The sequence below is a fragment of the Puribacter membranae genome (assembly GCF_055380425.1).
The window spans coordinates 2,247,667-2,274,423 of the sequence record NZ_AP040167.1 but is presented as its reverse complement, the minus strand read 5'-3'; the positions used below and the strand labels follow the sequence as shown (position 1 = coordinate 2,274,423).

18 protein-coding genes, 3 tRNA genes and 3 rRNA genes are annotated in these 26,757 nt (G+C 51.3%); 6 read left to right on the top strand and 18 right to left on the bottom strand.

Going from position 1 to position 26,757, the window contains the following annotated elements; genetic code table 11:
- Positions 1-540: 540 nt before the first annotated feature.
- Positions 541-2,697 carry a replication restart helicase PriA gene (gene priA, locus ACZ41M_RS10985; RefSeq protein WP_464731133.1) on the top strand — a complete coding sequence of 719 codons (2,157 nt, stop codon included), beginning with the start codon at positions 541-543 and terminating at the stop codon, positions 2,695-2,697.
- A gap of 87 nt (positions 2,698-2,784) precedes the next feature.
- On the opposite strand, the gene ACZ41M_RS10980 is transcribed toward priA, so the two are convergent.
- The gene (locus ACZ41M_RS10980) at positions 2,785-3,996 is read right to left on the bottom strand and encodes a metallophosphoesterase (RefSeq protein WP_464731134.1); all 1,212 of its coding nucleotides are present in this window, start codon (positions 3,994-3,996) and stop codon (positions 2,785-2,787) included.
- A gap of 20 nt (positions 3,997-4,016) precedes the next feature.
- A complete protein-coding gene (dnaB, locus tag ACZ41M_RS10975; RefSeq protein ID WP_464731135.1) occupies positions 4,017-5,429 on the bottom strand; it encodes a replicative DNA helicase in 1,413 nt (470 codons plus the stop codon).
- Between the two features lie 255 nt (positions 5,430-5,684).
- Here dnaB and ACZ41M_RS10970 point away from each other — a divergent pair.
- The 3 genes from ACZ41M_RS10970 to ACZ41M_RS10960 all read left to right on the top strand — a co-directional run bounded on the left by ACZ41M_RS10970 (position 5,685) and on the right by ACZ41M_RS10960 (position 7,330).
- Positions 5,685-5,760: transfer RNA gene (locus tag ACZ41M_RS10970), tRNA-Lys, on the top strand.
- Between the two features lie 205 nt (positions 5,761-5,965).
- Entirely contained in the window at positions 5,966-6,955 is a 990-nt protein-coding gene (locus tag ACZ41M_RS10965) for a sugar-binding transcriptional regulator (protein WP_464731136.1), read from the top strand.
- Between the two features lie 24 nt (positions 6,956-6,979).
- A complete protein-coding gene (locus ACZ41M_RS10960; RefSeq protein ID WP_464731137.1) occupies positions 6,980-7,330 on the top strand; it encodes a VOC family protein in 351 nt (116 codons plus the stop codon).
- A gap of 66 nt (positions 7,331-7,396) precedes the next feature.
- Here the strand turns inward: ACZ41M_RS10960 and ACZ41M_RS10955 are convergent, their stop codons facing one another.
- The 11 genes from ACZ41M_RS10955 to ACZ41M_RS10905 all read right to left on the bottom strand — a co-directional run bounded on the left by ACZ41M_RS10955 (position 7,397) and on the right by ACZ41M_RS10905 (position 18,974).
- The gene (locus ACZ41M_RS10955; RefSeq protein WP_464731138.1) at positions 7,397-8,938 is read right to left on the bottom strand and encodes a glycerol-3-phosphate dehydrogenase/oxidase; all 1,542 of its coding nucleotides are present in this window, start codon (positions 8,936-8,938) and stop codon (positions 7,397-7,399) included.
- A gap of 68 nt (positions 8,939-9,006) precedes the next feature.
- Positions 9,007-10,512, bottom strand: a complete 1,506-nt coding sequence (gene glpK, locus ACZ41M_RS10950; RefSeq protein WP_464731139.1) for a glycerol kinase GlpK — start codon at positions 10,510-10,512, stop codon at positions 9,007-9,009.
- A gap of 298 nt (positions 10,513-10,810) precedes the next feature.
- On the bottom strand, positions 10,811-11,236 hold the full coding sequence (locus ACZ41M_RS10945; RefSeq protein WP_464731140.1) for an EF-hand domain-containing protein: 426 nt from the start codon (positions 11,234-11,236) through the stop codon (positions 10,811-10,813).
- 235 nt (positions 11,237-11,471) lie between these two features.
- Positions 11,472-11,585 (bottom strand): 5S ribosomal RNA (gene rrf, locus ACZ41M_RS10940).
- A gap of 146 nt (positions 11,586-11,731) precedes the next feature.
- Positions 11,732-14,604: ribosomal RNA gene (locus ACZ41M_RS10935) — 23S ribosomal RNA — on the bottom strand.
- A 453-nt stretch (positions 14,605-15,057) separates the two neighbouring features.
- A tRNA-Ile gene (locus ACZ41M_RS10930) sits at positions 15,058-15,134 on the bottom strand.
- 35 nt (positions 15,135-15,169) lie between these two features.
- Positions 15,170-15,245: transfer RNA gene (locus tag ACZ41M_RS10925), tRNA-Ala, on the bottom strand.
- Between the two features lie 91 nt (positions 15,246-15,336).
- Positions 15,337-16,878, bottom strand: a 16S ribosomal RNA gene (locus ACZ41M_RS10920).
- Together the 16S, 23S and 5S rRNA genes with 2 tRNA genes alongside form the textbook arrangement of a ribosomal RNA operon.
- 498 nt (positions 16,879-17,376) lie before the next feature.
- A complete protein-coding gene (gene ampD, locus ACZ41M_RS10915) occupies positions 17,377-17,964 on the bottom strand; it encodes a 1,6-anhydro-N-acetylmuramyl-L-alanine amidase AmpD (protein ID WP_464731141.1) in 588 nt (195 codons plus the stop codon).
- Entirely contained in the window at positions 17,961-18,332 is a 372-nt protein-coding gene (locus ACZ41M_RS10910) for a hypothetical protein (RefSeq protein WP_464731142.1), read from the bottom strand. Before ACZ41M_RS10910 ends, ampD begins: the two co-directional genes overlap by 4 nt.
- A 9-nt stretch (positions 18,333-18,341) precedes the next feature.
- Positions 18,342-18,974, bottom strand: a complete 633-nt coding sequence (locus ACZ41M_RS10905; protein WP_464731143.1) for a cytochrome C assembly family protein — start codon at positions 18,972-18,974, stop codon at positions 18,342-18,344.
- A 199-nt stretch (positions 18,975-19,173) separates the two neighbouring features.
- Here ACZ41M_RS10905 and ffh point away from each other — a divergent pair, with 199 nt between their 5' ends.
- Both ffh and ACZ41M_RS10895 read left to right on the top strand, forming a co-directional pair.
- Positions 19,174-20,574 (top strand): signal recognition particle protein, encoded by a 1,401-nt coding sequence (gene ffh / locus ACZ41M_RS10900; protein ID WP_464731144.1) that lies wholly within the window; start codon positions 19,174-19,176, stop codon positions 20,572-20,574.
- Between the two features lie 30 nt (positions 20,575-20,604).
- Positions 20,605-20,745 (top strand): hypothetical protein, encoded by a 141-nt coding sequence (locus ACZ41M_RS10895; protein WP_464731145.1) that lies wholly within the window; start codon positions 20,605-20,607, stop codon positions 20,743-20,745.
- Between the two features lie 68 nt (positions 20,746-20,813).
- On the opposite strand, the gene ACZ41M_RS10890 is transcribed toward ACZ41M_RS10895, so the two are convergent.
- From ACZ41M_RS10890 to ACZ41M_RS10870, 5 genes are all read right to left on the bottom strand, one after another.
- Positions 20,814-20,984, bottom strand: coding sequence for a DUF4357 domain-containing protein (locus ACZ41M_RS10890; RefSeq protein ID WP_464731146.1), 171 nt, complete (start codon positions 20,982-20,984; stop codon positions 20,814-20,816).
- A gap of 173 nt (positions 20,985-21,157) precedes the next feature.
- Positions 21,158-22,234: an IS481 family transposase gene (locus ACZ41M_RS10885; protein ID WP_464729930.1), complete on the bottom strand. Its 1,077-nt coding sequence runs from the start codon at positions 22,232-22,234 to the stop codon at positions 21,158-21,160.
- Between the two features lie 49 nt (positions 22,235-22,283).
- Positions 22,284-22,838, bottom strand: a complete 555-nt coding sequence (locus ACZ41M_RS10880) for a GIY-YIG nuclease family protein (RefSeq protein ID WP_464731147.1) — start codon at positions 22,836-22,838, stop codon at positions 22,284-22,286.
- Between the two features lie 61 nt (positions 22,839-22,899).
- Positions 22,900-24,237, bottom strand: coding sequence for an argininosuccinate synthase (argG, locus tag ACZ41M_RS10875; RefSeq protein ID WP_464731148.1), 1,338 nt, complete (start codon positions 24,235-24,237; stop codon positions 22,900-22,902).
- A 196-nt stretch (positions 24,238-24,433) separates the two neighbouring features.
- A complete protein-coding gene (locus ACZ41M_RS10870) occupies positions 24,434-26,587 on the bottom strand; it encodes a malate synthase G (RefSeq protein WP_464731149.1) in 2,154 nt (717 codons plus the stop codon).
- Between the last annotated feature and the right edge of the window lie 170 nt (positions 26,588-26,757).

The window sequence follows — 26,757 nt, the reverse complement described above, 5'->3', positions numbered from 1 at the left end:
TCAGACGCTTCGTCTACGCCAAAATTTATCAATATGTGAGCGCCATCCAAGTGTGCTAAGCGGATGCGACGCAGGGTTTGTTCACAGTAAATTTTGAGCCGAACCAAGTGATTATTGGCAATGTTCACTGAATTTATCCACCGTTTTCATGCCTGAATCGGTGCAATCATGGCACAACTGATATTGGCGTCATGGTACTAACATAGTTCGTCGGGATTTTTTGTCTTTTTTTTGAGTTTTTTCTGTTGTTTTGGCTTGACTTACGCACAAAATTGTTAAGCCTCAGAACAGACGCGGCATTGCTTGATTTTGAGATTTATTGAGCTTATATTTTCACGTAAGTCATTGTTTTTTATGATTTTTCATAAATGTGTAAAAATTGCTCAGTCTGTTGGAAAGCCTGATTTTGACAGGGTTTGGCTCGGTTTTACACGGTTTACCCACAGAGTTATCCACAGATTTTGTGGGCAATTAAAATTCTCTAATAAAATCAAAGAAATGCTGTCTAATGTTAATAATTTTTTGAGTTTATCGCGATAAATGACAACTTGGGTTTTGCGTGTGGCGTGTGATGTGCCCGTAGCCGTTTCGGCGGACGGGCTGTTTGACTACGCGCCCCGTTCGATCGCTTTACCGGACGGTGAATGCTTGGATGAGCACAACCGCGACGCATGGCTCGGGCGCGCGGTGATTGTGCCGTTTGGCCGCCCGAACAAGCGCGGTGAAGCCAACACCGTGGTCGGTTGGGTGTTTGACACCGCCGATACGACAGATGTACCCGCAGACAAGCTCAAATCGGTCATTGGCGCGGTACCGAGCGTTCCGCGCGCGGATGCGGCCTGGTTGCAATTAATGCATTTCATGGCGCGCTACTATCAGCGCGGCTTGGGCGAAGTGAGTTTGCCCGCATTGCCGAAAAAGCTGCGCGTGCCCGCGAATTTTGTGCAGGATGACGAAGGCGTTTGGCAGTTGCAACAGGGCAAACGCACCTGGCAGCAGTGGCGCAAACGCGCCGCACTGGATGCAGATTTGCCTGCGCCCGTCGAATTTCACGCACCATTACAACTCAATTCGGAGCAGCAGTCCGTGCTGGATGCGCTTTTAAGCACAACGCAGAGCACGAACGAGCCGCCCGCACCGCAATTGCTGTTCGGCATCACCGGCAGCGGCAAAACCGAGGTGTATTTGCATTATTTGGCGCAGATTTTGCAGCATGACGAGTGCGCGCAGGTGTTGATCTTGGTTCCCGAAATCAATCTGACCCCGCAATTCGCGCAGCGACTGACCGAGCGTTTTGGCGAGCAAGCGGTGGTGTCTTTGCACAGCGGTTTGAACGATGGCGAGCGCCTACTCGCATGGTGGCGTGCCGCCTATGGCCACGCACGGGTGATTTTGGGCACGCGCCTATCGATACTCGCAATGATTCCGAATCTGCGCGCCATCGTGGTTGATGAGGAGCACGATCCGTCCTATCGTCAGCAGGACGGCATTCGCTATTCGGCGCGCGACGTGGCGATTTACCGCGCACATCAATTGGGCATACCGATTATTTTGGGTTCGGCCACACCGTCTTTTGAAACCTGGCAAAGCGCGCAATCGGGGCGTTATGGCCTGCATGTTTTGCATCAACGCGCCAGCGCCGGTGCGCAATTGCCCAAAGTGCATTTGATCAACACGCAACAGCGCCACGCGCACGATGGCCTGAGCCAGCCGATGATTCAGGCGGTGGATGCGGCGTTGGCACGCGGGCAGATGAGCTTGCTGTTCCAAAACCGTCGCGGCTATGCGCCGGTGGTGTATTGCACGCACTGCGGTTGGATCGCCGACTGCACCGCGTGTTCGGCGCACATGGTGTACCACAAAAGCTCGCGTCAACTGCATTGCCACCACTGCGGCGCGCACCACGCCGTACCGAAACAATGCCCAAGCTGCGACAACAGCGAAATTGTACCGATTGGCCAAGGCACGCAACGTTTGGAGGAAACCATCCAACTGCGTTGGCCCAACGCGCGCGTGATGCGTCTGGATGCCGATTCAACCCGTCTCAAAGGCGCACTGGAGCGGCAATTGCAACAAATCGCCGCCGGTGAAGTGGACATCGTGATTGGCACGCAGATTTTGGCCAAAGGCCACGACTGGCCGAATTTGACCGTCGTCGGCGTATTGGACGCAGACAGCGGGCTGTTTGCGCAGGATTACCGCGCGCCCGAAAAGCTCTTCGCACAGTTGCAACAGGTCATTGGCCGTGCCGGACGCGGACAATACGCGGGCGAGGTGCTGATTCAAAGCCGCTTCGTTGAGCATTCGATTTGGCAGCATTTACTCGCGCATCGCTTCAGCGAATTTGCCGCCGAGGAACTGGATGTGCGTCGGCAATTGCATTTACCGCCGTTTGGCGCGCATGCCTTGTTGCAGGTGGGCGCGGATGCGTACGAGCAAGCACACGCCTTCGCACAGGCCGCGCGCGAGTTGGCACTGTCCCTCATCAGCGAACAGCCCGAATTCGCCAGCATCGTGGTCAACGCCGCCGTGCCGATGCACATGATGCGCGTCAAGCACAGCGAACGCGCCCAAGTACTGGTCGAATGCACCTCGCGTGCGCGATTGCAGGCATTTCTACCACTCTGGCAAGCGCAACTGATCGCACAAAAATCCCGCCTGACTTGGCTGATCGAAGTGGATCCCGCTGAGATTTGATGCGCCGCCAAACCCGCGTGGCCTCAATACAAAAAGCCCGCATCTGCGCGGGCTTGTGTGAAAACAACCATGAAGCAGAGCGACCGCTCATGCACGCGTGAGCGTCAATAGCGTCACCTCACTCACAATATCGGTTGAGCGCAGCGCCGGCCCCCAATAGCCCGTACCCGAGTTCACATACACCCAACCCCGCCCATTCGCACTCAAGCCCTGAGCAAAATCATGCACCCAGCGCACAATCCACGTCCCAGGGAAATATTGCCCTGCGTGCGTGTGGCCGGACAATTGCAAATCAATCGGCAAGCCTTCGGTCAATTGAGCGGTATCGGGATGATGCGCCAGCAAAATAGTTGGCGCACTGGGCGCGCCCTGCAAAGCCAATTGCGGACTGCACACATGCGTAGCATGGCGCTGACTGGCACGCAAATCATGCACACCGGCGACTACCAACGGTGCGCCGTTGATATTCAATACAGCATGTTGATTTTGCAAAGTGGTAAAGCCCAAACGCGCCCACTCCGCCAACCAATTTTCCGCCTTTTCGGTGTAATACTCATGATTGCCGGTCACAAAAAACCGGCCATGATTCGCCCGCATCTGCGCCAGCGGTGCCACCTGATCACGCAACTGCGCCACCGAGCCATCGGTCAAATCCCCCGTCAGAGCAATGATGTCGGCGTTTAATTGATTTACCGTCGCCACCACCGCATCGACCAAGCGCCGCTCGTGGCGAATCTGCCCGATATGCACGTCCGAAATTTGTACGATGCGCACGCCTTCCAACGCGGGGGGTAAATTGCGAATCGGCACCGAGACATTCACCACAGTCGGCTGCATATCATTCGCATCCACCGCCGCTCGACCAAACACGCCGGTGGTCAGCACCAATGCACCCCATCGGCTTGATTCACGTAAAAAATCACGGCGCTTGTTCTGCAACTCATACGACGCATAGCTTTGAAATTGTGTCGCGCGTTTTTGCCGACGCGCCATTGAGCGCTCCACCATACCGCTCAGAAATAAAAAAATATCCCGCGCCAGCGTCATAAACAACACAATCGAGTACAAACCCATCGCGTATTGCAGCACCTGAATCACACCTACATGCCCGAGCGGGAGCCAAAATCGGCGAAACACGAACGACACCGGCAAGCTAAAGGCCATGACAAACACCGCGCACCACAGCGCAAAACGCACTGCGCCCGACCAACTCGGGTTAATCAAACGTCGCCCGACATAATACGCCGAGGCGAATAAAATCAGATTGAGGATTAACGGAACCACATACGTCATATTCATCACATCACCACAGCCACGGATCAATAGTCCGCATAATCATCGGCATACGCCAGATTATCAAAGCGCGTGAACTCGCCGTGGAAGGCCAATTTCACCACGCCGGTCGGACCATTACGGTGTTTGCCAATGATGATGTCCGCTTTGCCGCGCGCCTCGTCCAATTTTTGCTGATTGACACTTTCGCCATCTTTTTGCAAATAATATTCCTCACGGTACACAAACATAATGATGTCCGCATCCTGCTCAATCGCACCCGACTCACGAATATCCGACATCATCGGACGTTTATCCGGCCGGTTCTCCACCGCACGACTGAGCTGCGACAGAGCAACTACCGGGCAATCCAATTCACGCGCCAAAGATTTCAAACCGCGTGAAATTTCCGAAATCTGCGCCTGACGATTTTCCGTATTATTGGGCGAGCTCATCAACTGAATATAATCCACCATAATCATGCCCAACCCGCCGCAAGTGCGGTGCAAACGACGCGCGCGCGAACGCAATTCCAGCGCGCTCAAGCCCGGCGTTTCATCGATGAACAACTGCGTGTCGCGGGTTTTTTCAATCGCCACGGTCAAATGTTCCCAATCCTGATCGGTCAACTTACCCGTGCGCAAATGATTTTGATTGATCCGGCCGACCGAGCCCAGCACACGCAAACCCAACTGCTCCGCGCCCATCTCCATCGAAAACACCGCGACCGGCAAACCCTCCTCAATCGCAATGTGCTCGGCAATATTCATCGCAAACGAAGTTTTACCCATCGATGGACGGCCTGCAATAATTACCAAATCACCCTTTTGCAGCCCCGACGTCATTTTATCCAGCGTCGCAAAGCCCGTCGCCACGCCGGTCACATCATCCATATGCTCGCGCTCGTGCAGCTCATTGATCATTTCCAACACATCTTTGAGCACCACCGGTAATTCGATAAACTCATTGTTACCGCGTTGACCATCCTGCGACACCTGCAAAATCGCCTTCTCCGCCGAATCAATGATCTCATTCGTGTCGCGTCCCTGCGGACTGAGCGCCGACTCGGCAATATTGTCCGACGCCGAAATCAATTTGCGCAACAAACTGCGATCACGAATGATCTCCGCATAGCGGCGAATATTCACCGCCGACGATACGCCAGTCGCCAATGCGTTCAAATACGCCATACCGCCGACATCATCCAGCCGCCCCTGATTTTGCAAAGACTCAAATACCGTCAACACATCCGCCGGATGCGTTTTCTCAATCAAACCCATGATCGTTTTAAATATCAGCCGGTGATCATAGCGATAAAAATCATCCTCATGCACCACATCGCTGATTTTGTCCCACGCCATATTGTCCAGCATCAAGCCACCCAATACCGACTGCTCCGCCTCAATCGAATGCGGCGGCGTACGCAACAACGACAAATCATCGCCCGAAAAATTATTCATATCCCAATCCATTCAATACTGTCAGCACATCCATTTTTGGAATTAGACTCCCCAAAAATCAACGATGCCATAGCCAACCAACAGACTGAATTGTACTTGCTTCGCCGAACACGTGTTAAATCAAAAAACCTAAAATTCAGCGTTTTCACGTAAATTTATTTGACAACATCCAACACCTCAGCAAAAAAACCTTAGAAATTCACACAAATAGCATTGACAGAATCCGGCAATGTCCATATAATTTCATTCTCTTTTGGGTCGTTAGCTCAGCTGGTAGAGCAGCGGACTTTTAATCCGTTGGTCACAAGTTCGAATCTTGTACGACCTACCAAAAAATCTAAAAATGGCTTATCCTTGCGATAAGCCATTTTTTATGCTCACAAAGTAAATACGCTCGTTTTTTATTGATCTATTTAGTAAGTACCCCAATTCATCAATATTCCCGCACCGGCACAACGAACGCGTATGAAATCCTTTGTCTTCTCAGACAATATGGCATAATGGCTCATCATTTTAATCCTGCCCACAACCCCTTTATGTCACGTCGTAAATCGTCCTCCGCTGCTCATTTGGAAGAGCAAAACACCCTCGCCGTCCAAGTGGCGCGCTTGTATTATCATCAAGGTTTGACTTCCGACGAAGTGGCGCGCGAGTTGAGTTTGTCGCGCCCGAAAGTCAGTCGTCTTTTGACCTTTGCTAAGCAAACCGGTCTGGTGGAAATTCACATTCATGATCCACAAGCGCATCCGAAAAGTCTGGAGGCTCAGCTCAAACAACGTTATCCCTTCATCACGCCGCATGTGGTCAGCGTTCCGATGGGTAGCAATGAGGATATCTGGCTGGAGCGCGTAGCGGTGGCGACGGCCAATTTATTAAATGCGAATCTGCGCCCGCGACAAGTGGTCGGCTTGGCGTGGGGAACCACGCTGGATGCGGTATCGCGGGCATTGACGCCGAAAAATATCCCCGACTTAACGTTCGTACAGCTCAACGGCAGCGCCAACTCGCTCGATCTGGTCAGTGGCTTTGTGACCGATACCATTGCACGTTTTGCACAGAATTATGGCGCGCAAGCACACCTGTTTCCTGTGCCCACTTTTTTCGACGACCCACGCACGAAAAAGGCGATGTGGCGTGAGCGCACCATCCGACATATTTTGGACATCCAAGAGAAAGCAGATGTGCTGATTTACTCGGTCGGTAGCGTCACGGCAAAAATTCCGAGCCATGTGTATGTCGCCGCGTATTTGGACGAACCCGATTTACAGGAATTGGGCGACGCCGGTGCAATCGGCGATATCGCCACGGTGTTTTACCGTGCCGATGGCAGCTTTGCCGATATTCCGTTCAATAAACGCGCCAGCGGTCCGAGTTTGGCGATCACGCGCAAGGTAAAATCGGCGATCTGTGTGGTCAGCGGTTTGGGTAAAGTATCCGCACTGCGCGGCGCACTGGAAGGGCGGTTGATGAATACGTTGGTGCTGGATGAGATCACGGCACATGCGTTGTTATACGCTGATGATTAATGTATCTTGATAAAGGAGTGTCTCATGTCTGATCACAAACATAACAGCATTGATTATGTCGAGTTCTCCGGTAAAGATTCGAACAGCATTACCCAAATCAAGAATTTTTATTCAGATGCTTTTGGGTGGAAATTCAACGAATGGGGAGCCAGTTATATAGACACCGATTCCAGCGGCATTGCCTGCGGTTTTGATGCCACGAGCATTCGCGCTCCGCTCGCGGTAATTTATTCCGACAATCTGGAAAACTCGTATGCGATTATTAAGGATTTAGGCGGTATCATCACCCGTGAGATTTTGTCATTTCCGGGTGGTCGGCGCTTTCATTTCAAAGATCCAGCGGGAAATGAGCTTGCCGTTTGGTCGGATAAATAGACGAATGATCAGATCAAAAGCAAAAAGCCCTTGGCAATACAAGGGCTTTTTTTATGGCCAAAATAATCATTGCAAGATATAGCCGCTAACCAATTCGCTGTATTCACGCACCTGCGCCTGTTGCCATGACTCATCGTAGCCCAGTTCTTCAGCAATGATGGCGGCCACACGCGGCGCCATGTGCGCACTGGCGCGGGCATTGAGCAGCAGCGCACGCAGGCGGCGCGCCAATACGTCTTCGACCGTGCGCGCTTGTTCCATGCGCACCGCCCAGCGAACTTCAGCCTCGGTGTACGGCAATTCTGGATTGAGAATCTGCGTCGCGCCATCGAGCTTTTGAATCAGCGGCGCATCCGTGCCATAGACTTTCCAGTGTTCTTCTAAATTATCCATAGTCCAGCCGTGCAGTTTCAAGCCTTCGGTAATGCTCGGTTTACCCGACCATTTAACCAGACCTTCGGCCTGATTCACGGTGTCCGCACCCATGCGGCGGTAGGTCGTCCATTTGCCGCCGGTCAGGGTGATCAAGCCGCCTTCGCTGATGCGAATGACGTGATCGCGTGACAGGGCTTTGGTTTCACCACCTTCGGCCGCTTTCACGAGCGGACGCAATCCGGCAAAAATGCTTTGTACATCTTGGCGTTTCGGCGCCGGATTGAGGTATTGCGCAGCGGTGCGCAGAATGAAGTCAATCTCTTCTCCCAAGGCGCGCGGCTCCAGATCAACGTTCGGCACTGCGGTGTCGGTCGTGCCGATCACCACATGTTCATGCCACGGCACGGCGAACAGCACACGACCGTCTTCGGTTTTCGGAATCATGATCGCAGCATCACCCGGCAGGAATTTTTTATCGACAATGACGTGGACGCCTTGGCTCGGCGAGAGCATGGCTTTGGCCTGCGGATTTTCCATACGGCGAATGTCATCGACAAACACGCCGGTCGCATTGACCACGACAGAGGCGCGCGCCTCGATGGTTTCGCCGGTTTCGCTATCGCGCAACGTGACACCGGCGATTTTAGCGCCGTCTTTGAGCAAGCCAACTACCGGTGCATAGTTCACGGCTACGCCGCCGTGTTGCTCAAAGGTGCGCAGCAAGGTGATCGCCAATCGGCTGTCATCAAACTGTCCGTCGTAGTACAAAATACCGCCTTTCAAGCCTTCTTGCTTCAAGGTCGGCGCATGGCGCAAGGCCTCGTCTTTGCTCACGTAGCGGCTGGATTTCAAGTTTAATTTACCCGCCAGCATGTCGTACATTTTCAAGCCGATGCCGTAGAACGGCGCCGCCCACCATTGGTATGCCGCAATCACAAAACCCATATCATGCACCAAATGCGGCGCATTTTTTTTCAATAGACCGCGCTCGTGCAACGCTTCGCGCACCAAGTGGACATTGCCCTGTGCCAAATAGCGCACGCCGCCGTGCACCAGTTTGGTACTGCGGCTGCTGGTGCCTTTGGCGTAATCGTGCGCTTCAACCAGCAAGGTGCGGTAACCACGGCTGGCGGCCTCCAACGCAGTGCCCAATCCCGATGCGCCACCGCCAATCACAATCATGTCCCATGACGGGGTTTCTCTAATCGATTGAATGATTTGTGCGCGTTTCATATTGCTTTCCTTTTTTATTGATTAACAAAATTTCCACCGCCGCAGTATTCGCTACGGCGGCATTGCCCTTATAACGGCTGTTCCCAATCCATACTGCGCTGCACGGCACGTTTCCACGTCGCCATCAACGCCTGCCGCTCGTCCGCACTCATGCTCGGCTCGAAGCGGCGATCCACTTGCCACTGGCTGGCGATTTCCGCCTGATCTTGCCAAAAACCCACGGCCAATCCGGCCAAATACGCCGCGCCCAGAGCCGTGGTTTCAGTCACGCGCGGACGAACGACCGGCACACCGAGGATATCCGCTTGGAATTGCATCATCGCATTGTTATTACTCGCTCCGCCGTCCACACGCAGCTCATGCAACGGCGTGTGCGAATCCTGCTGCATACATTCGAGCAACTGCGCGCTTTGGAACGCAATGCTGTCCATGGCCGCGCGCGCAATGTGCGCCGCAGTCGTGCCGCGTGTGATGCCGACCATCGTGCCGCGTGCGTAGCTGTCCCAATACGGCGCGCCCAGACCGACAAACGCCGGCACGAGGAATACGCCTTCGCTGCTTTTCACCGTTGCCGCCAAGGTTTCGACCTCCGCGCTATGGCGGATGATGCCCAAGCCATCACGCAGCCATTGCACCACCGCACCACCGATGAACACACTGCCTTCGAGCGCGTATTCCATACGATCGCCCACTTTCCACGCCACTGTGGTCAGCAATTTATTATTGCTTGGAACGGCCTCCGTGCCCGTATTGAGCAACATGAAGCAGCCCGTGCCATACGTATTTTTCGCCATGCCACGTTGATGACACGCCTGACCAAACGTTGCAGCCTGCTGATCACCGGCAATGCCCGCGATTTTCACGCGGCTACCGAGCAAACCCTCCATCGTTTCGCCATACACCTCGCTGCTGGCGCGCACTTCGGGCAGCATACTGCGCGGCACATCCAAAATGCCCAGCAGCTCATCGTCCCATTGCCCCGTATGAATATTGAACAGCAGCGTGCGGCTCGCATTACTCACGTCGGTGATGTGCAACGCGCCGCCGGATAATTTATACACCAGCCACGAATCAATCGTGCCGAAGGCCAATTCACCCGCTTCTGCACGCTGGCGCGCACCTACAATATGGTCCAAAATCCATTTCACTTTGGTACCGCTGAAGTACGCATCCAACACCAAACCGGTTTTCTGCTGGAATGTGTCGGCCAAGCCCTGCTCACGCAGTTGATCGCACAGCGGCGCCGTACGACGATCCTGCCACACAATCGCATTGTGAATCGGTTGGCCGGTTTTACGATCCCACACCACCACCGTTTCGCGCTGATTCGTGATGCCAATCGCCGCGATATCGCTCGCGCGGATATCCGCAATGCTCAGCGCCTCCAACATCACACCGCTTTGCGTACTCCAAATTTCATTCGCATCGTGTTCCACCCAACCCGAATTCGGAAAAATTTGGGTAAATTCCTTTTGCGCGACCGCACGGATATTGCCCGAATGGTCAAACACAATCGCACGGCTGCTGGTAGTGCCTTGATCCAAGGCCAAAACAAATTGCTCATTGCTATTCATTCTCTAACTCCTTAAATTCATTATTCAGTCAAACCGTCACAAAACACAATTTAAGTCAATTTAGCACACTTCAACGCAATCACCTTTACCAAGCAGTGCAACTCCGTTCCATCTAGCCTATCATTACTCAAAAACCTGAACATTCGTTATAAATAAAAGAACATTTGTTCATAGTATTTTATAGAAAAATCAAGAAGAAGTGTAAAATTTTGGTCCATTTCCCACCCTGTTCACAAAAAAACCACGCTGTGTGGGCGTGGTTTAAGTAGAAGGGGTGGTACTTATTGATCGTGCTCGCTCAATTGGTGTTGGTGCTATTGAGCTTCTTTTGGGACTTACTGTTTGATTGTGTTGCTGATTTCGGCTTACGTTTACGCTCATTCTGATCGAGCACCCCATCGGCATTGACATCCTTCTTCTGCATATACTTGTCCAAGCTCTGATTCATGTGCGCGCGAGCTTCCGCCTGCGTGATCACCCCATCCTTATTCGCGTCTGCCTTCTTCGCAATACCACCGCGCTTACCCTGCAGCTCATCCATACTGATCTGGCCATCCTGATTCGCATCGGTTTTCGTGAACTTCTTATCCAATTGCTTCTGGCGCGCCTGCAACAGCTCATCCTTGCTGAACACCCCGTCACCATTCAAATCCGTGCCCTTGGCCCAAGCACCTTGCGCAGCGAACAAACCCAACACCACCAAACCATAACCCAAACGTCGCATCTCTCACATCCTTTAATCGAATCGGTTGATATACACCACAGCACCATTGCCCATGGTGCTCGCGAGTATAACCCGAATCAAAGCGCACTCAAAGCAACTTGCATATCAGCCTGTCTTGAGCGTTTCACCCAAGCAACACTTTGGCGCATCAAACAATGAGTCCGATACCGGACAAGACAACGCCAAACCCATAATAAAAAACCCCGTCTCATGGAGACGGGGTTTTGGTATTAAAGCTTGATGATGTCCTACTTTCACACAGGTAATCTGCACTATCATCGGCGCTAAGTCGTTTCACTGTCCTGTTCGGGATGGGAAGGAGTGGGACCAACTTGCTATGGTCATCAAGCAAAGCTTGTACGTTTGCCGGCAAAGCCAACAAACAGAATTAGAAACCTGAGGCTGAAGAGCTTTACACTCGTCAGCGTCGCAAATCATATTAGATTGCACTAACAAACATATTAGTTAATTGACCAACTGAATCAATACAGTTATAAGGTCAAGCCTTACGGGCAATTAGTATTGGTTAGCTTAACACATTGCTGTGCTTCCACACCCAACCTATCAACGTCCTGGTCTCGAACGACCCTTCAAGGGAATCAAGTTCCCGGGAAATCTAATCTTCAGGCAAGTTTCACGCTTAGATGCTTTCAGCGTTTATCTCTTCCGTACTTAGCTACCCTGCGATGCTTCTGGCGAAACAACAGGTACACCAGCGGTACGTCCACTCCGGTCCTCTCGTACTAGGAGCAGCCCCCGTCAAATTTCCAGCGCCCACGGCAGATAGGGACCAAACTGTCTCACGACGTTTTAAACCCAGCTCGCGTACCTCTTTAAATGGCGAACAGCCATACCCTTGGGACCGACTACAGCCCCAGGATGAGATGAGCCGACATCGAGGTGCCAAACACCGCCGTCGATATGAACTCTTGGGCGGTATCAGCCTGTTATCCCCAGAGTACCTTTTATCCGTTGAGCGATGGCCCTTCCATTCAGAACCACCGGATCACTATGTCCTGCTTTCGCACCTGCTCGAGTTGTCGCTCTCGCAGTTAAGCACGCTTTTGCCATTGCACTTTACACACGATGTCCGACCGTGTTAAGCGTACCTTCGAACTCCTCCGTTACACTTTGGGAGGAGACCGCCCCAGTCAAACTGCCTACCATGCACTGTCCCAGACCCAGATTCATGGGCCGTGGTTAGAACGTCAAATAATTCAGGGTGGTATTTCAAGGACGACTCCACCGATACTGGCGTACCGGCTTCAAAGTCTCCCACCTATCCTACACAAAACGATTCAACATACCATGCAAAGCTACAGTAAAGGTTCATGGGGTCTTTCCGTCTAGCCGCGGGGAGATTGCATCATCACAAACATTTCAACTTCGCTGAGTCTGCGGAGGAGACAGTGTGGCCATCGTTACGCCATTCGTGCAGGTCGGAACTTACCCGACAAGGAATTTCGCTACCTTAGGACCGTTATAGTTACGGCCGCCGTTTACTGGGACTTCAATCAAGAGCTTGCACCCCATCATTTAATCTTCCAGCACCGGGCAGGCGTCACACCCTATACGTCCACTTTCGTGTTTGCAGAGTGCTGTGTTTTTATTAAACAGTCGCAGCCACCGATTCTCTGAGACCCTTTCACGCTCCGATGTTCTCTTCACGCTACAAGGGCATACCTTCTCCCGAAGTTACGGTATCAATTTGCCGAGTTCCTTCTCCGCAGTTCTCTCAAGCGCCTTAGAATACTCATCTCGCCCACCTGTGTCGGTTTGCGGTACGGTCTTGTTAAGCTGGAGCTTAGTGGCTTTTCTTGGGATGACATTCAGTGACTTCGCGCCCTAGAGCACTCGATCCACGACCTCGGTGTGTGACTGCCGGATTTGCCTAACAGTCGCCTACATCGCAGAAACCAGAATCCAATAACTGGATCACCTGCAACCATCCGTCCCCACATCGCACTTAACAACGGTACAGGAATATTAACCTGTTTCCCATCAGCTACGCTTCTCAGCCTCGCCTTAGGGGCCGACTAACCCTACGCCGATGAACGTTGCGTAGGAAACCTTGGGCTTACGGCGAGGGGGCTTTTCACCCCCTTTATCGCTACTCATGTCAGCATTCGCACTTCTGATACCTCCAGCACGCTTTACAACGCACCTTCACAGGCTTACAGAACGCTCTCCTACCATACGTGCAAGCACGTATCCGCAGCTTCGGTTATAGACTTAGCCCCGTTACATCTTCCGCGCAGGACGACTCGATCAGTGAGCTATTACGCTTTCTTTAAAGGGTGGCTGCTTCTAAGCCAACCTCCTGACTGTCTTAGCCTTCCCACTTCGTTTCCCACTTAGTCTATATTGGGGACCTTAGCTGGCGGTCTGGGTTGTTTCCCTCTTGACACCGGACGTTAGCACCCGATGTCTGTCTCCCAAGCTCATACTCTGCGGTATTCGGAGTTTGCCTTGGTTTGGTAAGTCGCGATGACCCCCTAGCCAAAACAGTGCTCTACCCCCGCAGGCAATACTTGAGGCACTACCTAAATAGTTTTCGGAGAGAACCAGCTATCTCCAAGTTTGTTTAGCCTTTCACCCCTATCCACAGCTCATCCCCTAACTTTTCAACGTTAGTGGGTTCGGACCTCCAGTTGGTGTTACCCAACCTTCATCCTGGCCATGGATAGATCACTTGGTTTCGGGTCTACGCCGTGCTACTATCGCCCTTATCAGACTCGCTTTCGCTACGCCTCCCCTATTCGGTTAAGCTCGCAACACAACGTAAGTCGCTGACCCATTATACAAAAGGTACGCAGTCACAGGACAAGCCTGCTCCTACTGTTTGTATGCATGCGGTTTCAGGATCTATTTCACTCCCCTCCCGGGGTTCTTTTCGCCTTTCCCTCACGGTACTGGTTCACTATCGGTCGATTACGAGTATTTAGCCTTGGAGGATGGTCCCCCCATCTTCAGACAGGATTTCACGTGTCCCGCCCTACTTGTCTGATGCTTAGTACCATAATTGGGTTTTCGTATACGGGGCTATCACCCTCTATAGCTGGACTTTCCATTCCATTCTACTAACGCAATTATTATCACATCACGGCTGTTCCCATTTCGCTCGCCACTACTTTGGGAATCTCGGTTGATTTCTTTTCCTCTGGGTACTTAGATGTTTCAGTTCTCCAGGTTCGCTCCACTGACCTATGTATTCAGTCAGCAGTGACCCTTGCGGGCCGGGTTTCCCCATTCAGATATCTGCGGATCAAAGGTCATTTGCCACCTCCCCGCAGCTTTTCGCAGGCTTTCACGTCTTTCATCGCCTGTAATCGCCAAGGCATCCACCACATGCACTTAGTCACTTGACCTTATAACACTATTGACTCCGGTTATAAGACAATTTACTAATGTGAGTACTGTTTTTACATGAGAACAGTACTCGGTTTGTTTGCCGTAATTTCAAGTTTAGTCGTATTCTTAAATACTACTTGTTCTTTCGTTTGGATTTTGGCTTCGCCGAAATCCGCACTCAAGATAAGTTACTTTTCTTGAGAACTACTTTTTGATGCAATCTAACCCGTGATTATTCTATCGACACATTATATAAACTCTCGATAACAATTCTCACTGTTAAATTTGCTTCATATCATTTATTAAGTCTGCTTTATTGCTGAAGCTCTTTAATAAATAATAATCTCAGGTTTCTAATTGTTAAAGAAACAGCCGACGTCATTGCTGACGCAATCTTTCGTAAAAGATTAAAATTACACAATTCATTGTGTAGTTTTAATATCTCACTTGTTGAGTTTGACCCACTTTGATGGTGGGTCTTGATGGACTCGAACCATCGACCCCTGCGTTATCAACACAGTGCTCTAACCAACTGAGCTAAAGACCCATTCTTTGCTCAAAGCATTCGCCTTTTGCATTCAGTGGTGGAGGATGACGGGATCGAACCGACGACCCCCTGCTTGCAAAGCAGGTGCTCTCCCAGCTGAGCTAATCCCCCGTGAGGGTTACTTCTGTAAACATTCCGATAAGCGTGAGCACATGCAGCTTCTATTGTTGGTACGTTATCCGTAGATAAGTACGTTCTCTAGAAAGGAGGTGATCCAGCCGCACCTTCCGATACGGCTACCTTGTTACGACTTAACCCCAGTCATGAATCCCACCGTGGTAATCGCCCTCCTTGCGGTTAGGCTAACTACTTCTGGTGAGACCCACTCCCATGGTTTGACGGGCGGTGTGTACAAGACCCGGGAACGTATTCACCGCGACATTCTGATCCGCGATTACTAGCGATTCCGACTTCATGCACTCGAGTTGCAGAGTGCAATCCGGACTACGATCGGTTTTCTGGGATTGGCTCCACCTCGCGGCTTGGCAACCCTCTGTACCGACCATTGTATGACGTGTGAAGCCCTACCCATAAGGGCCATGAGGACTTGACGTCATCCCCACCTTCCTCCGGTTTGTCACCGGCAGTCTCATTAGAGTGCCCAACTTAATGATGGCAACTAATGACAAGGGTTGCGCTCGTTGCGGGACTTAACCCAACATCTCACGACACGAGCTGACGACAGCCATGCAGCACCTGTGTTAGCGTTCCCGAAGGCACCAATCCATCTCTGGAAAGTTCGCTACATGTCAAGGGTAGGTAAGGTTTTTCGCGTTGCATCGAATTAATCCACATCATCCACCGCTTGTGCGGGTCCCCGTCAATTCATTTGAGTTTTAATCTTGCGACCGTACTCCCCAGGCGGTCAACTTCACGCGTTAGCTTCGTTACTAAGTCAATGAAGACCCAACAACCAGTTGACATCGTTTAGGGCGTGGACTACCAGGGTATCTAATCCTGTTTGCTCCCCACGCTTTCGTACATGAGCGTCAGTGTTATCCCAGGAGGCCGCCTTCGCCACCGGTATTCCTCCACATCTCTACGCATTTCACTGCTACACGTGGAATTCTACCTCCCTCTGACACACTCTAGTCTTGCAGTCACAAGTGCAGTTCCCAAGTTGAGCTCGGGGATTTCACACCTGTCTTACAAAACCGCCTGCGCACGCTTTACGCCCAGTAATTCCGATTAACGCTTGCACCCTACGTATTACCGCGGCTGCTGGCACGTAGTTAGCCGGTGCTTATTCTTTTGGTACCGTCATCCCCAAAGGATATTAGCCTTTAGGATTTCTTCCCAAACAAAAGAGCTTTACAACCCGAAGGCCTTCTTCACTCACGCGGCATTGCTGGATCAGGCTTTCGCCCATTGTCCAAAATTCCCCACTGCTGCCTCCCGTAGGAGTCTGGGCCGTGTCTCAGTCCCAGTGTGGCGGATCGTCCTCTCAGACCCGCTAAAGATCGTCGCCTTGGTAGGCCTTTACCCTACCAACTAGCTAATCTTCCATCGGCCGCTCCTATAGCGTGAGGCCTTGCGGTCCCCCACTTTTACCCTCAGGTTGTATGCGGTATTAGCCACTCTTTCGAGTAGTTATCCCCCACTACAGGGTACGTTCCGATGTATTACTCACCCGTTCGCCACTCGCCGACAAGAGAAGCAAGCTTCTCTCTCGCTGCCGTTCGACTTGCATGTGTAAAGCATGCCGCCAGCGTTCAATCTGAGCCATGATCAAACTCTTCAGTTTAATTCATTGCTTTCGCATTCGCTACCTTTTACAGTAGCACTCAAGTATTGACTGACATTTGAATTTATTTCTAAATTCGCTTTGTTTCGTCAAGTATGAGCATTTGTTTTTTAAGTCCAATTCTTCAATCAGACTCGCTACATATGCCCACACTTATCGGCTGTTATTTGTTAAAGATCTTTTTTATCCAGCAGCACCTTGGCGCCGCTTCGTTTTTTCTCGTCCGTCGCAACATCAGAGAAGCGAGATTATGAAGAAGTTTTTCTATTCCGTCAAGTCTTTTTTAATTTATTTTTAATATTTTTTAAAAACAAATCTTGACTCAACCAACCCTTCCCAACCTCCCCCGCCAAACCCATCCGGCGAAGAAGTGAAATTATGATGGTTTCGAATCGCTTTGTCAACAGTGTTTTCTGCTTTATTTTTCACTCGCAGCCATAAACTTTGGTTTCCTGTTTGTAATCAACGAGATAAACACGCGTACAAAGTGTGTTGTTTTTACGAAGCACTTTTCCGCGCCTCAGCGGGGATCTTGGCTTGATACTCGAAACGCGCCCATTCAAAGCACGCCCCGGGGTCGGTTTTGCGCGCGGGAGCGATTTCGTGGTGACCTGCAACACTGTTGATACGCGGATAGCGCTCTCGCAAAGCTTGAGTCAACGCCGCTAATTGTTCGTATTGCGCTGCCGTATAGGGTTTACTGTCACAACCTTCCAACTCTATGCCCACAGAAAAATCATTGCAGCGCGTTTGCCCACGCCAATTGGATGCACCGGCGTGCCATGCGCGATCTTGCGTGGAGACGTATTGTATGAGTTGCCCGTCACGGCGAATCAGGAAATGCGCAGATACTTCAAAGGTGTGTATCGTCGCGAAATAGGGATGCGCCTCGGGGTTGAGCCGATTGAGAAACAGATCGGTGATCCATTCGCCACCAAATTCATTGGGCGGCAGGCTGATATTGTGCACGACGATTAAGGTAACATCGGCACCTTCTGGGCGGACGTCGTAATTTGGCGACGGCTGCGGTTTTGCTTGTGCGCACCAGCCGTTTGAGTCAATGATGAGTTCGCTGCGCACGCTCATTGTGCGTGTTCTTTACAACAGTAGAATTGACCGCTGACCACGACCCCCTCGTTTTCAGGGACATGCAAACCGCATTTCTCGCAAGCGCGCATAGCATACACCGCACCCGATGAGGCCGTCGAGGTGTTGCGCGCATAGGGGAACTCGAACGGTGTTGCGCCGTTACCACTATTGCCCCCAGCGCGCTGCGCTTGCGTAGCGCCAGCTTTTGCCTGCTCGTTCATTTGTTTTTTGGCTTGCTTCATAACTTTAGCCGCGCCGAACAGCATCGCCCACATTTGTTTGGTCTGCGGCGAGATGCTGCGCCATTTTTGATACAAGGCGAAGGCAATTAAGCTCAAAACGAGCAGCGTAATGATAAGTTTCATATGGTTATCTCAATAAGTGCGATGCAACACTACATCCATAACAAAATGTGTGCCCGCATACGCCAAAAACAAGAGGACAAAGCCAATTATTGTCGAGCGCACCAGCATCAACCCACGCCAACCCCACGCTTTACGCCCGAGCAGCAGCACCGCGATCACCACCCACGCCAGCAGCGTGAACAGTGTCTTGTGATTCCACTTCAATGGTGCGCCCCACACCGACTCGCCAAAAAACATACCGGTCAAAATCAATCCGCTGAGCAATACAAAACCCAATACCAACACGCGCACCAGCAGTCGCTCCATAGCCAACATCGGCGGCAGCCGCCTCATCCAACTGTCCTTTTCCTCATGAATCAAATCCGACGCGCTGTGCAAATGCTTGGCTTGCACATAAACCACCACCGCCAGCAACAACGCCACGAGAAACACCCCCGTCGTCAAAGTGGCAGCGACCAAATGAATATCAAACAACATACCCTGCCCATGCACGGTTTGTGCCAACGCACTGAGCGGAGTACTACATAACAACACAAGCGCAACGACACTGATCCACGCCCGCGCGAGAAACGCAGACTGACGCAGCGACATTGGGTACAATAGCGACTGTTTCGAGAAAAAAGTGTTGTGCAAAAGACTCATGGCATCCTCAAGGGGCTCTGCCGACCGACAAACAACCGCCGACAGCGAACATACCCGCACGCAAGGCCATTGAAAACTGCCACTGCGAGCCGATATAGAAATAGGTACTTTGTATTGTAACAGTTTATGTTGGCACAATCACCACGCGCGCCGCATTGAGCGCGCATTCTCAGCCCGCAACCCATACAGGTAGAACATCATGCTCGACAACCTCAGCTCACGTTTTAGTCAAATTCTCAAAACCATGCGCGGCCAAGCGCGTCTGACCGAAGAAAACACCGCCGAAATGCTACGCGAAGTGCGCATGGCGCTGCTCGAGGCCGACGTCGCCCTACCCGTCGTGCGCGAATTCATCGCTAAAATCAAAGAAAAAGCACTCGGCGAAGAAGTCATCAGCAGCCTGACCCCCGGTCAAGCCCTCGTCGGCATCGTGCATAACGAAATGGTCGCGCTGATTGGCGGCGAATACAACGCCAAAGCCGTTGAACTCAACCTCGCCATTCAGCCACCAGCGGTCGTACTCATGGCCGGCCTGCAAGGTGCGGGCAAAACCACCACCGTCGGCAAACTGGCCAAATACCTCGTTGCGCAGAAGAAAAAAGTCCTCACCGTATCCTGTGACGTCTACCGTCCGGCAGCAATTTTACAGCTGCAAAACGTCACCGCACAAGCCGGCGCCGAGTTTTTCCCCTCATCACCGGATCAAAAACCGGTCGACATCGCATTTGCCGCCGTTGACTACGCCAAAAAGCACTTCATCGACGTCCTGCTCGTCGATACCGCAGGTCGCCTCGGTATTGACGAAGCCATGATGAACGAAATCTCCGCGCTGCACACGCAGCTCAAACCGATTGAAACCCTATTCGTGATCGACGCGATGGCCGGTCAAGATGCGGTCAACACCGCCAAAGCCTTCAACGACGCCCTGCCGCTCACCGGCGTCGTACTGACCAAACTCGACGGCGACTCGCGCGGCGGCGCGGCGCTCTCCGTGCGTCACGTCACCGGCAAGCCCATCAAATTCGTCGGCGTGTCCGAAAAACTCCACGGCCTCGAACCCTTCCACCCCGACCGCATGGCGCAACGCATCCTCGGCATGGGCGACATCGTCTCACTGGTCGAAGAAGCGCACAAAAACGTTGATATGGAAAAGGCGGAAAAATTCGCCAAGAAAATCAAATCCGGCAAAGCCTTTGATCTTAACGATTTCAAAGAACAACTCGGCCAAATGCGCAGCATGGGCGGCGTATCCTCGCTCATCGACAAACTGCCCGCACAGTTAACCCAAGGCAAAGGCAACATCGACACCGATGCCGCCGAAAAACAACTGCGCCGCACCGAAGGCATCATCAACAGCATGACCCCGATGGAACGCGCCAAGCCCGACCTCATCAAAGCCAGCCGCAAACGCCGCATCGCTCAAGGTGCCGGTCTGCCGGTGCAAGAAGTCAACAAAGTCCTCAAACAATACGAACAAATGCGCGACGTGATGAAAAAATTCCACGGCGGCGGCATGGGCAAAATGATGAAAATGATGGGCGGCATGCGCGGCCTGAAAAACATGATGGGCGGCAAAGGCGGCGGCGGAATGCCGTTCTAAAATCGTAGAAAACCAACAACAGGAGACACCATGAACACCACGCCACCCAATGTACCGAATCCAAACAACGACGCTACGCCGAAAAAGCGTAGCATCGTGAAAACCATTTTATTTATTTTGTGGTTGATTATTGCTATCGGATGGTTTTATTTTATTGCGACGTGGCATTAAGCTCATTAAAAACAAAGGCTCTCAATTTAGAGCCTTTGTTTTTAAGCTATATACAGAAACAGGTTAATTTACTCTACTTCATAGTCCTTAAGCGTTTTACCTAATTGATTTTTCCACTCAATCAGCCCATTAGCATTTCGCCCCATAACTACTGCGGCTGCAGTGGAAGGGCTACTAAAAACACAATCGTCAGCAAATTCTAAAAACTCACTTCGATCAAGTAATACTCCTTCACCCATCAATTTTCGCCTTAATGAAACAATGTTTGGGCTAATAGAACTGACCACGGACGAGGTTGCTTTAGAACCTTTGAAAACAACAAACCCTTCTGACGCTGGCTCTCCTCGTGCTTCAGCACCACGTGCAGCATGGATTAAATGTAGTAGCCACGACTTGACCTGACAGACAGTTATTAGGCTGTCGCTAAAACTGACTCGGTTGTCTGAAATGTCCGATTCAGTTGTTTCTCGATAGCGATATGTTTGCTATCTAAAAAAGTTTGCATGGGTGTTTTACCAAAGCAATGCTTCCCTGAGTGGGTTCGTTGCTCGTTGTAATCCAGCACCCATGCGTCCAAGTCGACTTGTAACTCTTCCAAACTGTTGTATATTTTACGCCGAAATGCGGTGGCGTAGAATTCGTTTTGTATGGTTTTGTGGAAACGTTCACAAATGCCATTGGTTTGCGGATGCTTGACCTTGGTACGCGTGTGCTCAATGTCCTCTAAGTCCAAATATAACTGATACTCATGCGTTTCTCGGTTGCCACAGTATTCACTGCCTCGGTCTGTAAGGATGCGTAACAGCGGTATGTCGTGCGCCTCATAGAACGGTATCACACGGTCATTAAGCAAATCAGCCGAAGTAATGGCGTGTTTTTGTTGATACAGTTTGACAATCGCCAGCTTGCAGTAAGTGTCGATGTAGGTTTGTTGATAAATCCGCCCCACGCCTTTAATCGTGCCGACGTAATAGGTGTCTTGCGAACCCAAATAGCCTGGATGTTCGGTTTCGATTTCACCATGCGCTTGTTTCTCTTCGCGAGCACGTTCGAGTGCAAACAGTTGGTCTTCTGTGAGTATGATGCCGTCTTGTGCGATTTTGGCTGATAATGCTTTGAGTCGCTTCTGGAAGGTTTCTAAGTCATGGCGTAACCAAATGGAACGAACGCCACCACCTGAAACAAATACGCCAACTTTGCGTAATTCATTGCTCACTCGGTGCTGTCCATACGCGGGTTTGTCTATGGCGAAGTTGACCACCGCTTCTTCTATTGACGGGTCGATACGGTTCTTGAGTATCGGTTTACGGCGACTGATTTCTTGTAACGCCGCCTCACCTCCGCGCTCATACAAATCTCTAAACCGATAGTAACTGTCTCGACTAAATCCCATCGTCTTGCAGGCTTTTGAGACACTGCCCAAAGTTTGGGCTAAATTGAGCAAACCTAATTTATTTTTGATAATCTTGTGACTTGATTGAGTGTTCATTTCTGACTCCTTTGTTTCCTATATGATAAACAAAACGTCAGATTAAGTCTTAACTAATACAGATTAAAAAAGTATCTTGCTTTTTCTTTGACTGTTTTTCCCGCTTCTCATCAAAAACCTTATGCCCCAAAGTGTTAACCAGCAATCTGATGTACTCTATAAACTCTTCCATCCCCGCTTTATCCGACTCAGAAATTGAAGACTGAGTTGGTATGACAGAGTTTTCAACTTTATATCGATTAACAGAAACCGCAATTTCATGTAATCGATTCTCTAAATATTTGATATGCGCCTTGTTTAAATTATCATCCTTACTGATAAATACAATTGCTTCACTCCAAAACTCTTTTTGTCCTAATTGTTGATTAAGACGCTTGAGAATACACTCGGCTTCTCCGATATAAACCTGATCCCTTTCTAATTCATTTTTACCAAAAAGCAGATAAACGCCCGTTCCCATTAAATCTGATCGATCCGAACAGTTTTTAATCTCGATACGCGGAATTTTATAAGCCTTGCCGGACCAATTCGACAGCTCGCATGAAATACGACTATTCGGATTGCCATCCATTAGAAATAATTTGATTGTTTTTGCAAACCTCACGACCACATCCTTTTGACTGCATCAATAAAAAAGGCAATCCTCACGGATCGCCTCTTAAGCTTTATTCAGATTTCCCCAACTGCGGCAGCACAGTATCTTTGCCACCAATCAACAGTCCAGTCTGCGTATAAATGCCCAACTTATTGCGCGTATCGACGATATCGAGGTTACGCATGGTGAGCTGACCAATGCGATCGACCGGATCAAATGGTGCGTTCTCAACTTTTTCCATCGACAGACGTTCCGGATGGTAGGTCAGGTTCGGTGATTCGGTGTTGATGATCGAGTAGTCGTTGCCACGGCGTAATTCGAGCGTGACTTCGCCGGTGATGGCGCGTGCGACCCAGCGTTGTGCGGTTTCGCGCAGCATGAGTGATTGTGGATCAAACCAGCGGCCTTGATACAGCAGACGACCCAAGCGCAGACCGTTGATGCGGTATTGTTCGATGGTGTCTTCGTTGTGAATGCCGGTGACCAGACGCTCGTAGGCGATGTGCAGCAGCGCCATACCCGGGGCTTCGTAAATACCGCGTGATTTGGCTTCGATGATGCGGTTTTCGATTTGGTCGGACATGCCGAGACCGTGACGACCGCCGATGCGGTTGGCCTCTTCGATCAGCGCGACCGGATCGTCGTAGGTTTTGCCATTGAGTGCGACGGGCATGCCTTCTTCAAAGCGCACGGTGACTTCTTCGGCTTTGACGTCCACGCCGTCTTGCCAGAACGCCACACCCATAATCGGTTTGACGATGCGAATGCCGCTGTTGAGAAACTCTAGATCTTTGGCTTCGTGCGTCGCACCGAGCATATTCGAGTCGGTCGAATAGGCTTTTTCCGCGGACATTTTGTAGTCAAAGCCGTTGGCGTTCATGAACGCGGACATTTCGGCGCGACCGCCCAGCTCTTCGATGAATTGGTTATCCAACCACGGCTTGTAAATACGCAAATTCGGGTTGGTCAACAGGCCGTAGCGGTAGAATCGCTCGATGTCGTTGCCTTTGAAGGTCGAGCCGTCGCCCCAGATGTTGACGTCGTCTTCTTTCATCGCGGCTACGAGCATGGTGCCGGTCACGGCACGGCCAAGCGGCGTGGTGTTGAAATAGGTTACACCACCGGTGGAGATGTGAAAGGCGTTGCACTGGATCGCGGCGATGCCTTCGGCGGCGAGTTGCTTGCGACAATCGATCAGACGCGCTTGCTCGGCGCCGTATTCCATCGCTTTGCGCGGAATCGCATCGTAGTCATCTTCATCCGGCTGACCCAAATTGGCGGTGTAGGCATACGGTACGGCGCCTTTTTGACGCATCCACAGCAAAGCAGCGCTGGTATCCAAGCCGCCTGAGAATGCGATACCGACTTTTTGCCCTTTGGGCAGGTTTTGTAAGATGGTGTTTGACATACGATTTCCTTAATCATGAATTCTTTATTACAGTCAGCGAATGACCCAAAACCGTAACATTATGGGCAAATTCATTCAGGATGTCCATAGAATACGCGGCGAAAAGCGCTGAGCGCCGCGAAAGTTTTCTCATAAAAAAGCCATCGAGTAAACCTCGATGGCCTTTGTTTTTAGCGCTTGAATCATCAATCGCCGATCAGTCGCCTTTATAGCCTTTCAACTGTAAACGCGCTTTGTGCAACAGCGGCTCGGTGTAGCCCGATGGTTGCTCCGCGCCTTTGAATACCAAGTCGCAGGCGGCTTTGAACGCGATGCCGTCGTAGCTTGGCGCCATCGGCGTGTACAGCGGATCGTGTGCGTTTTGTCCGTCTACGATCACGGCCATGCGTTTGAAGGTTTCCATCACTTGCGCTTCAGTCACCACGCCGTGCATCAACCAGTTCGCCATGTGCTGCGAGCTGATGCGCAATGTGGCGCGGTCTTCCATCAACGCGGTGTCGTGAATGTCCGGTACTTTCGAGCAACCCACGCCGAGGTCAACCCAGCGTACAACGTAGCCCAAAATGCCTTGTGCGTTGTTGTTCAATTCGCGTTGTTTCTCTTCGTCCGTCCAGTCGGTGTGCGTGGACAACGGGATGGTGAGGATGTCATCGACATTGGTCATCGGACGCGATTTGAGTTCGTCTTGACGTGATTTCACGTTGACCATGTGGTAGTGCATGGCGTGCAAAGTCGCGCCCGTCGGTGACGGTACCCACGCGCAGTTCGCGCCGGCATTCGGATGGCTGATTTTTTTCTCCATCATGGCGTGCATAGAGTCTGGTTCCGGCCACATGCCTTTACCGATTTGTGCTTTGCCTTGCAGGCCGCATTTGAGGCCAATGTCCACGTTGGCATTTTCATACGCGCCGAGCCACGGCTCTGCACGCATGAGTTCTTTACGCACCATCGCGCCCGCGTGCATGCTGGTGTGAATTTCGTCGCCGGTGCGATCCATGAAGCCGGTGTTGATGAAGATCACGCGGTCTTTGGCTTCGTTGATACATTGTTTCAAATTCACGGTGGTACGGCGCTCTTCGTCCATGATGCCGACTTTCATGCTGCGCGCGGGCAGGTCAACCGCTTGCTCAGTGCGGCTAAACAGTTCAACCGCAAATGCCACTTCTTCAGGACCGTGCATTTTCGGTTTCACGATGTACATGCTGCCGGTGCGTGAGTTGCGCAAGGCGCCTTTGCCATCGTATTTGAACAGCATACCGGTCACGAGCGCGTCCATGATGCCTTCGAAAATTTCTTCGCCATTGACCAAGATGGCCGGATTGGTCATCAGGTGACCGACGTTACGGATCAACAGCAATGCGCGACCGTGCAAGGTCAATGTACCGCCACCGATGGCGTTGTAGGTGCGGTCTGCATTCAGTTTGCGGGTCAGGGTTTTGCCGCCTTTTTCAAACGACTCAACCAGCGTGCCGTTCATCAAACCCATCCAGTTTTGGTAGCATTCTACTTTTTCTTCTGCATCAACTGCCGCTACGGAGTCTTCGCAGTCTTGAATCGCGGTCACAGCCGATTCGAGCACGATGTCTTTCACACCGGCCGCGTCATCTTTGCCGATGGTGCTGTTGCGATCAATTTGGATTTCGACGTGCAGGTCGTTGTTTTTCAACAATACCGAGGTCGGATTGGCAGCATCACCCAAGAAACCCACGCCTTGCGCCGGATTTTTCAGGCCGACTTTCGCGCCATCAATGGTCACCACCACCGCACCGTTTTCAATCGCGTAGCTTTGCGCATTCACATGCGAGCCTTGCGCCAACGGGAAGTGCGTGTCCAAAAATTCGCGACCGTAGGCAATCACTTTGTCACCACGAATCGGGTTGTAACCCATGCCCGCTTGTGCGCCATCTTCGGAGGAAATCACGTCCGTGCCGTACAAGGCATCGTACAGGCTGCCCCAGCGCGCATTGGCCGCGTTCAACGCATAGCGCGCGTTCCGTACCGGAACCACGAGCTGCGGACCGGCGATGGTGGCGATCTCTGCATCGACGTTTTCGGTGGTGACTTGAAAATCCGGGCAATCCGGCACGATGTAGCCAATTTCGATCAAAAAGGCTTTATAGGCGGCGAAATCCGCGCCTTTATTCGCTTTGTGCCACGCATCAATTTTCGCTTGCAACTCATCGCGTTTGGCCAGCAATGCTTTGTTTTTCGGAGTCAAATCGAGTACCACTTGCTCGAAATTTTTCCAATAGGTCTCGCTGTCTAAGCCAACGCCCGGCAAAGCGGATTCGATGAAGTCAAAGAGGATTTTGTCAATGGCAAGACTGCCACGATTGATGCGTACGGTCATGATGGCTCCTGAGAGTGAATGTTTGTTATGTATTATGTCTTATATAAGACCAAAATACAAGCATAAAAGGCCGATGCCAAGATCAGCAGTAACAACCAAAATAGGGGATTTGCCAGTTCGGCTCACGCATGCCGGTACTTTTTGGGCACGACATTGTGTTGCGATGCGTC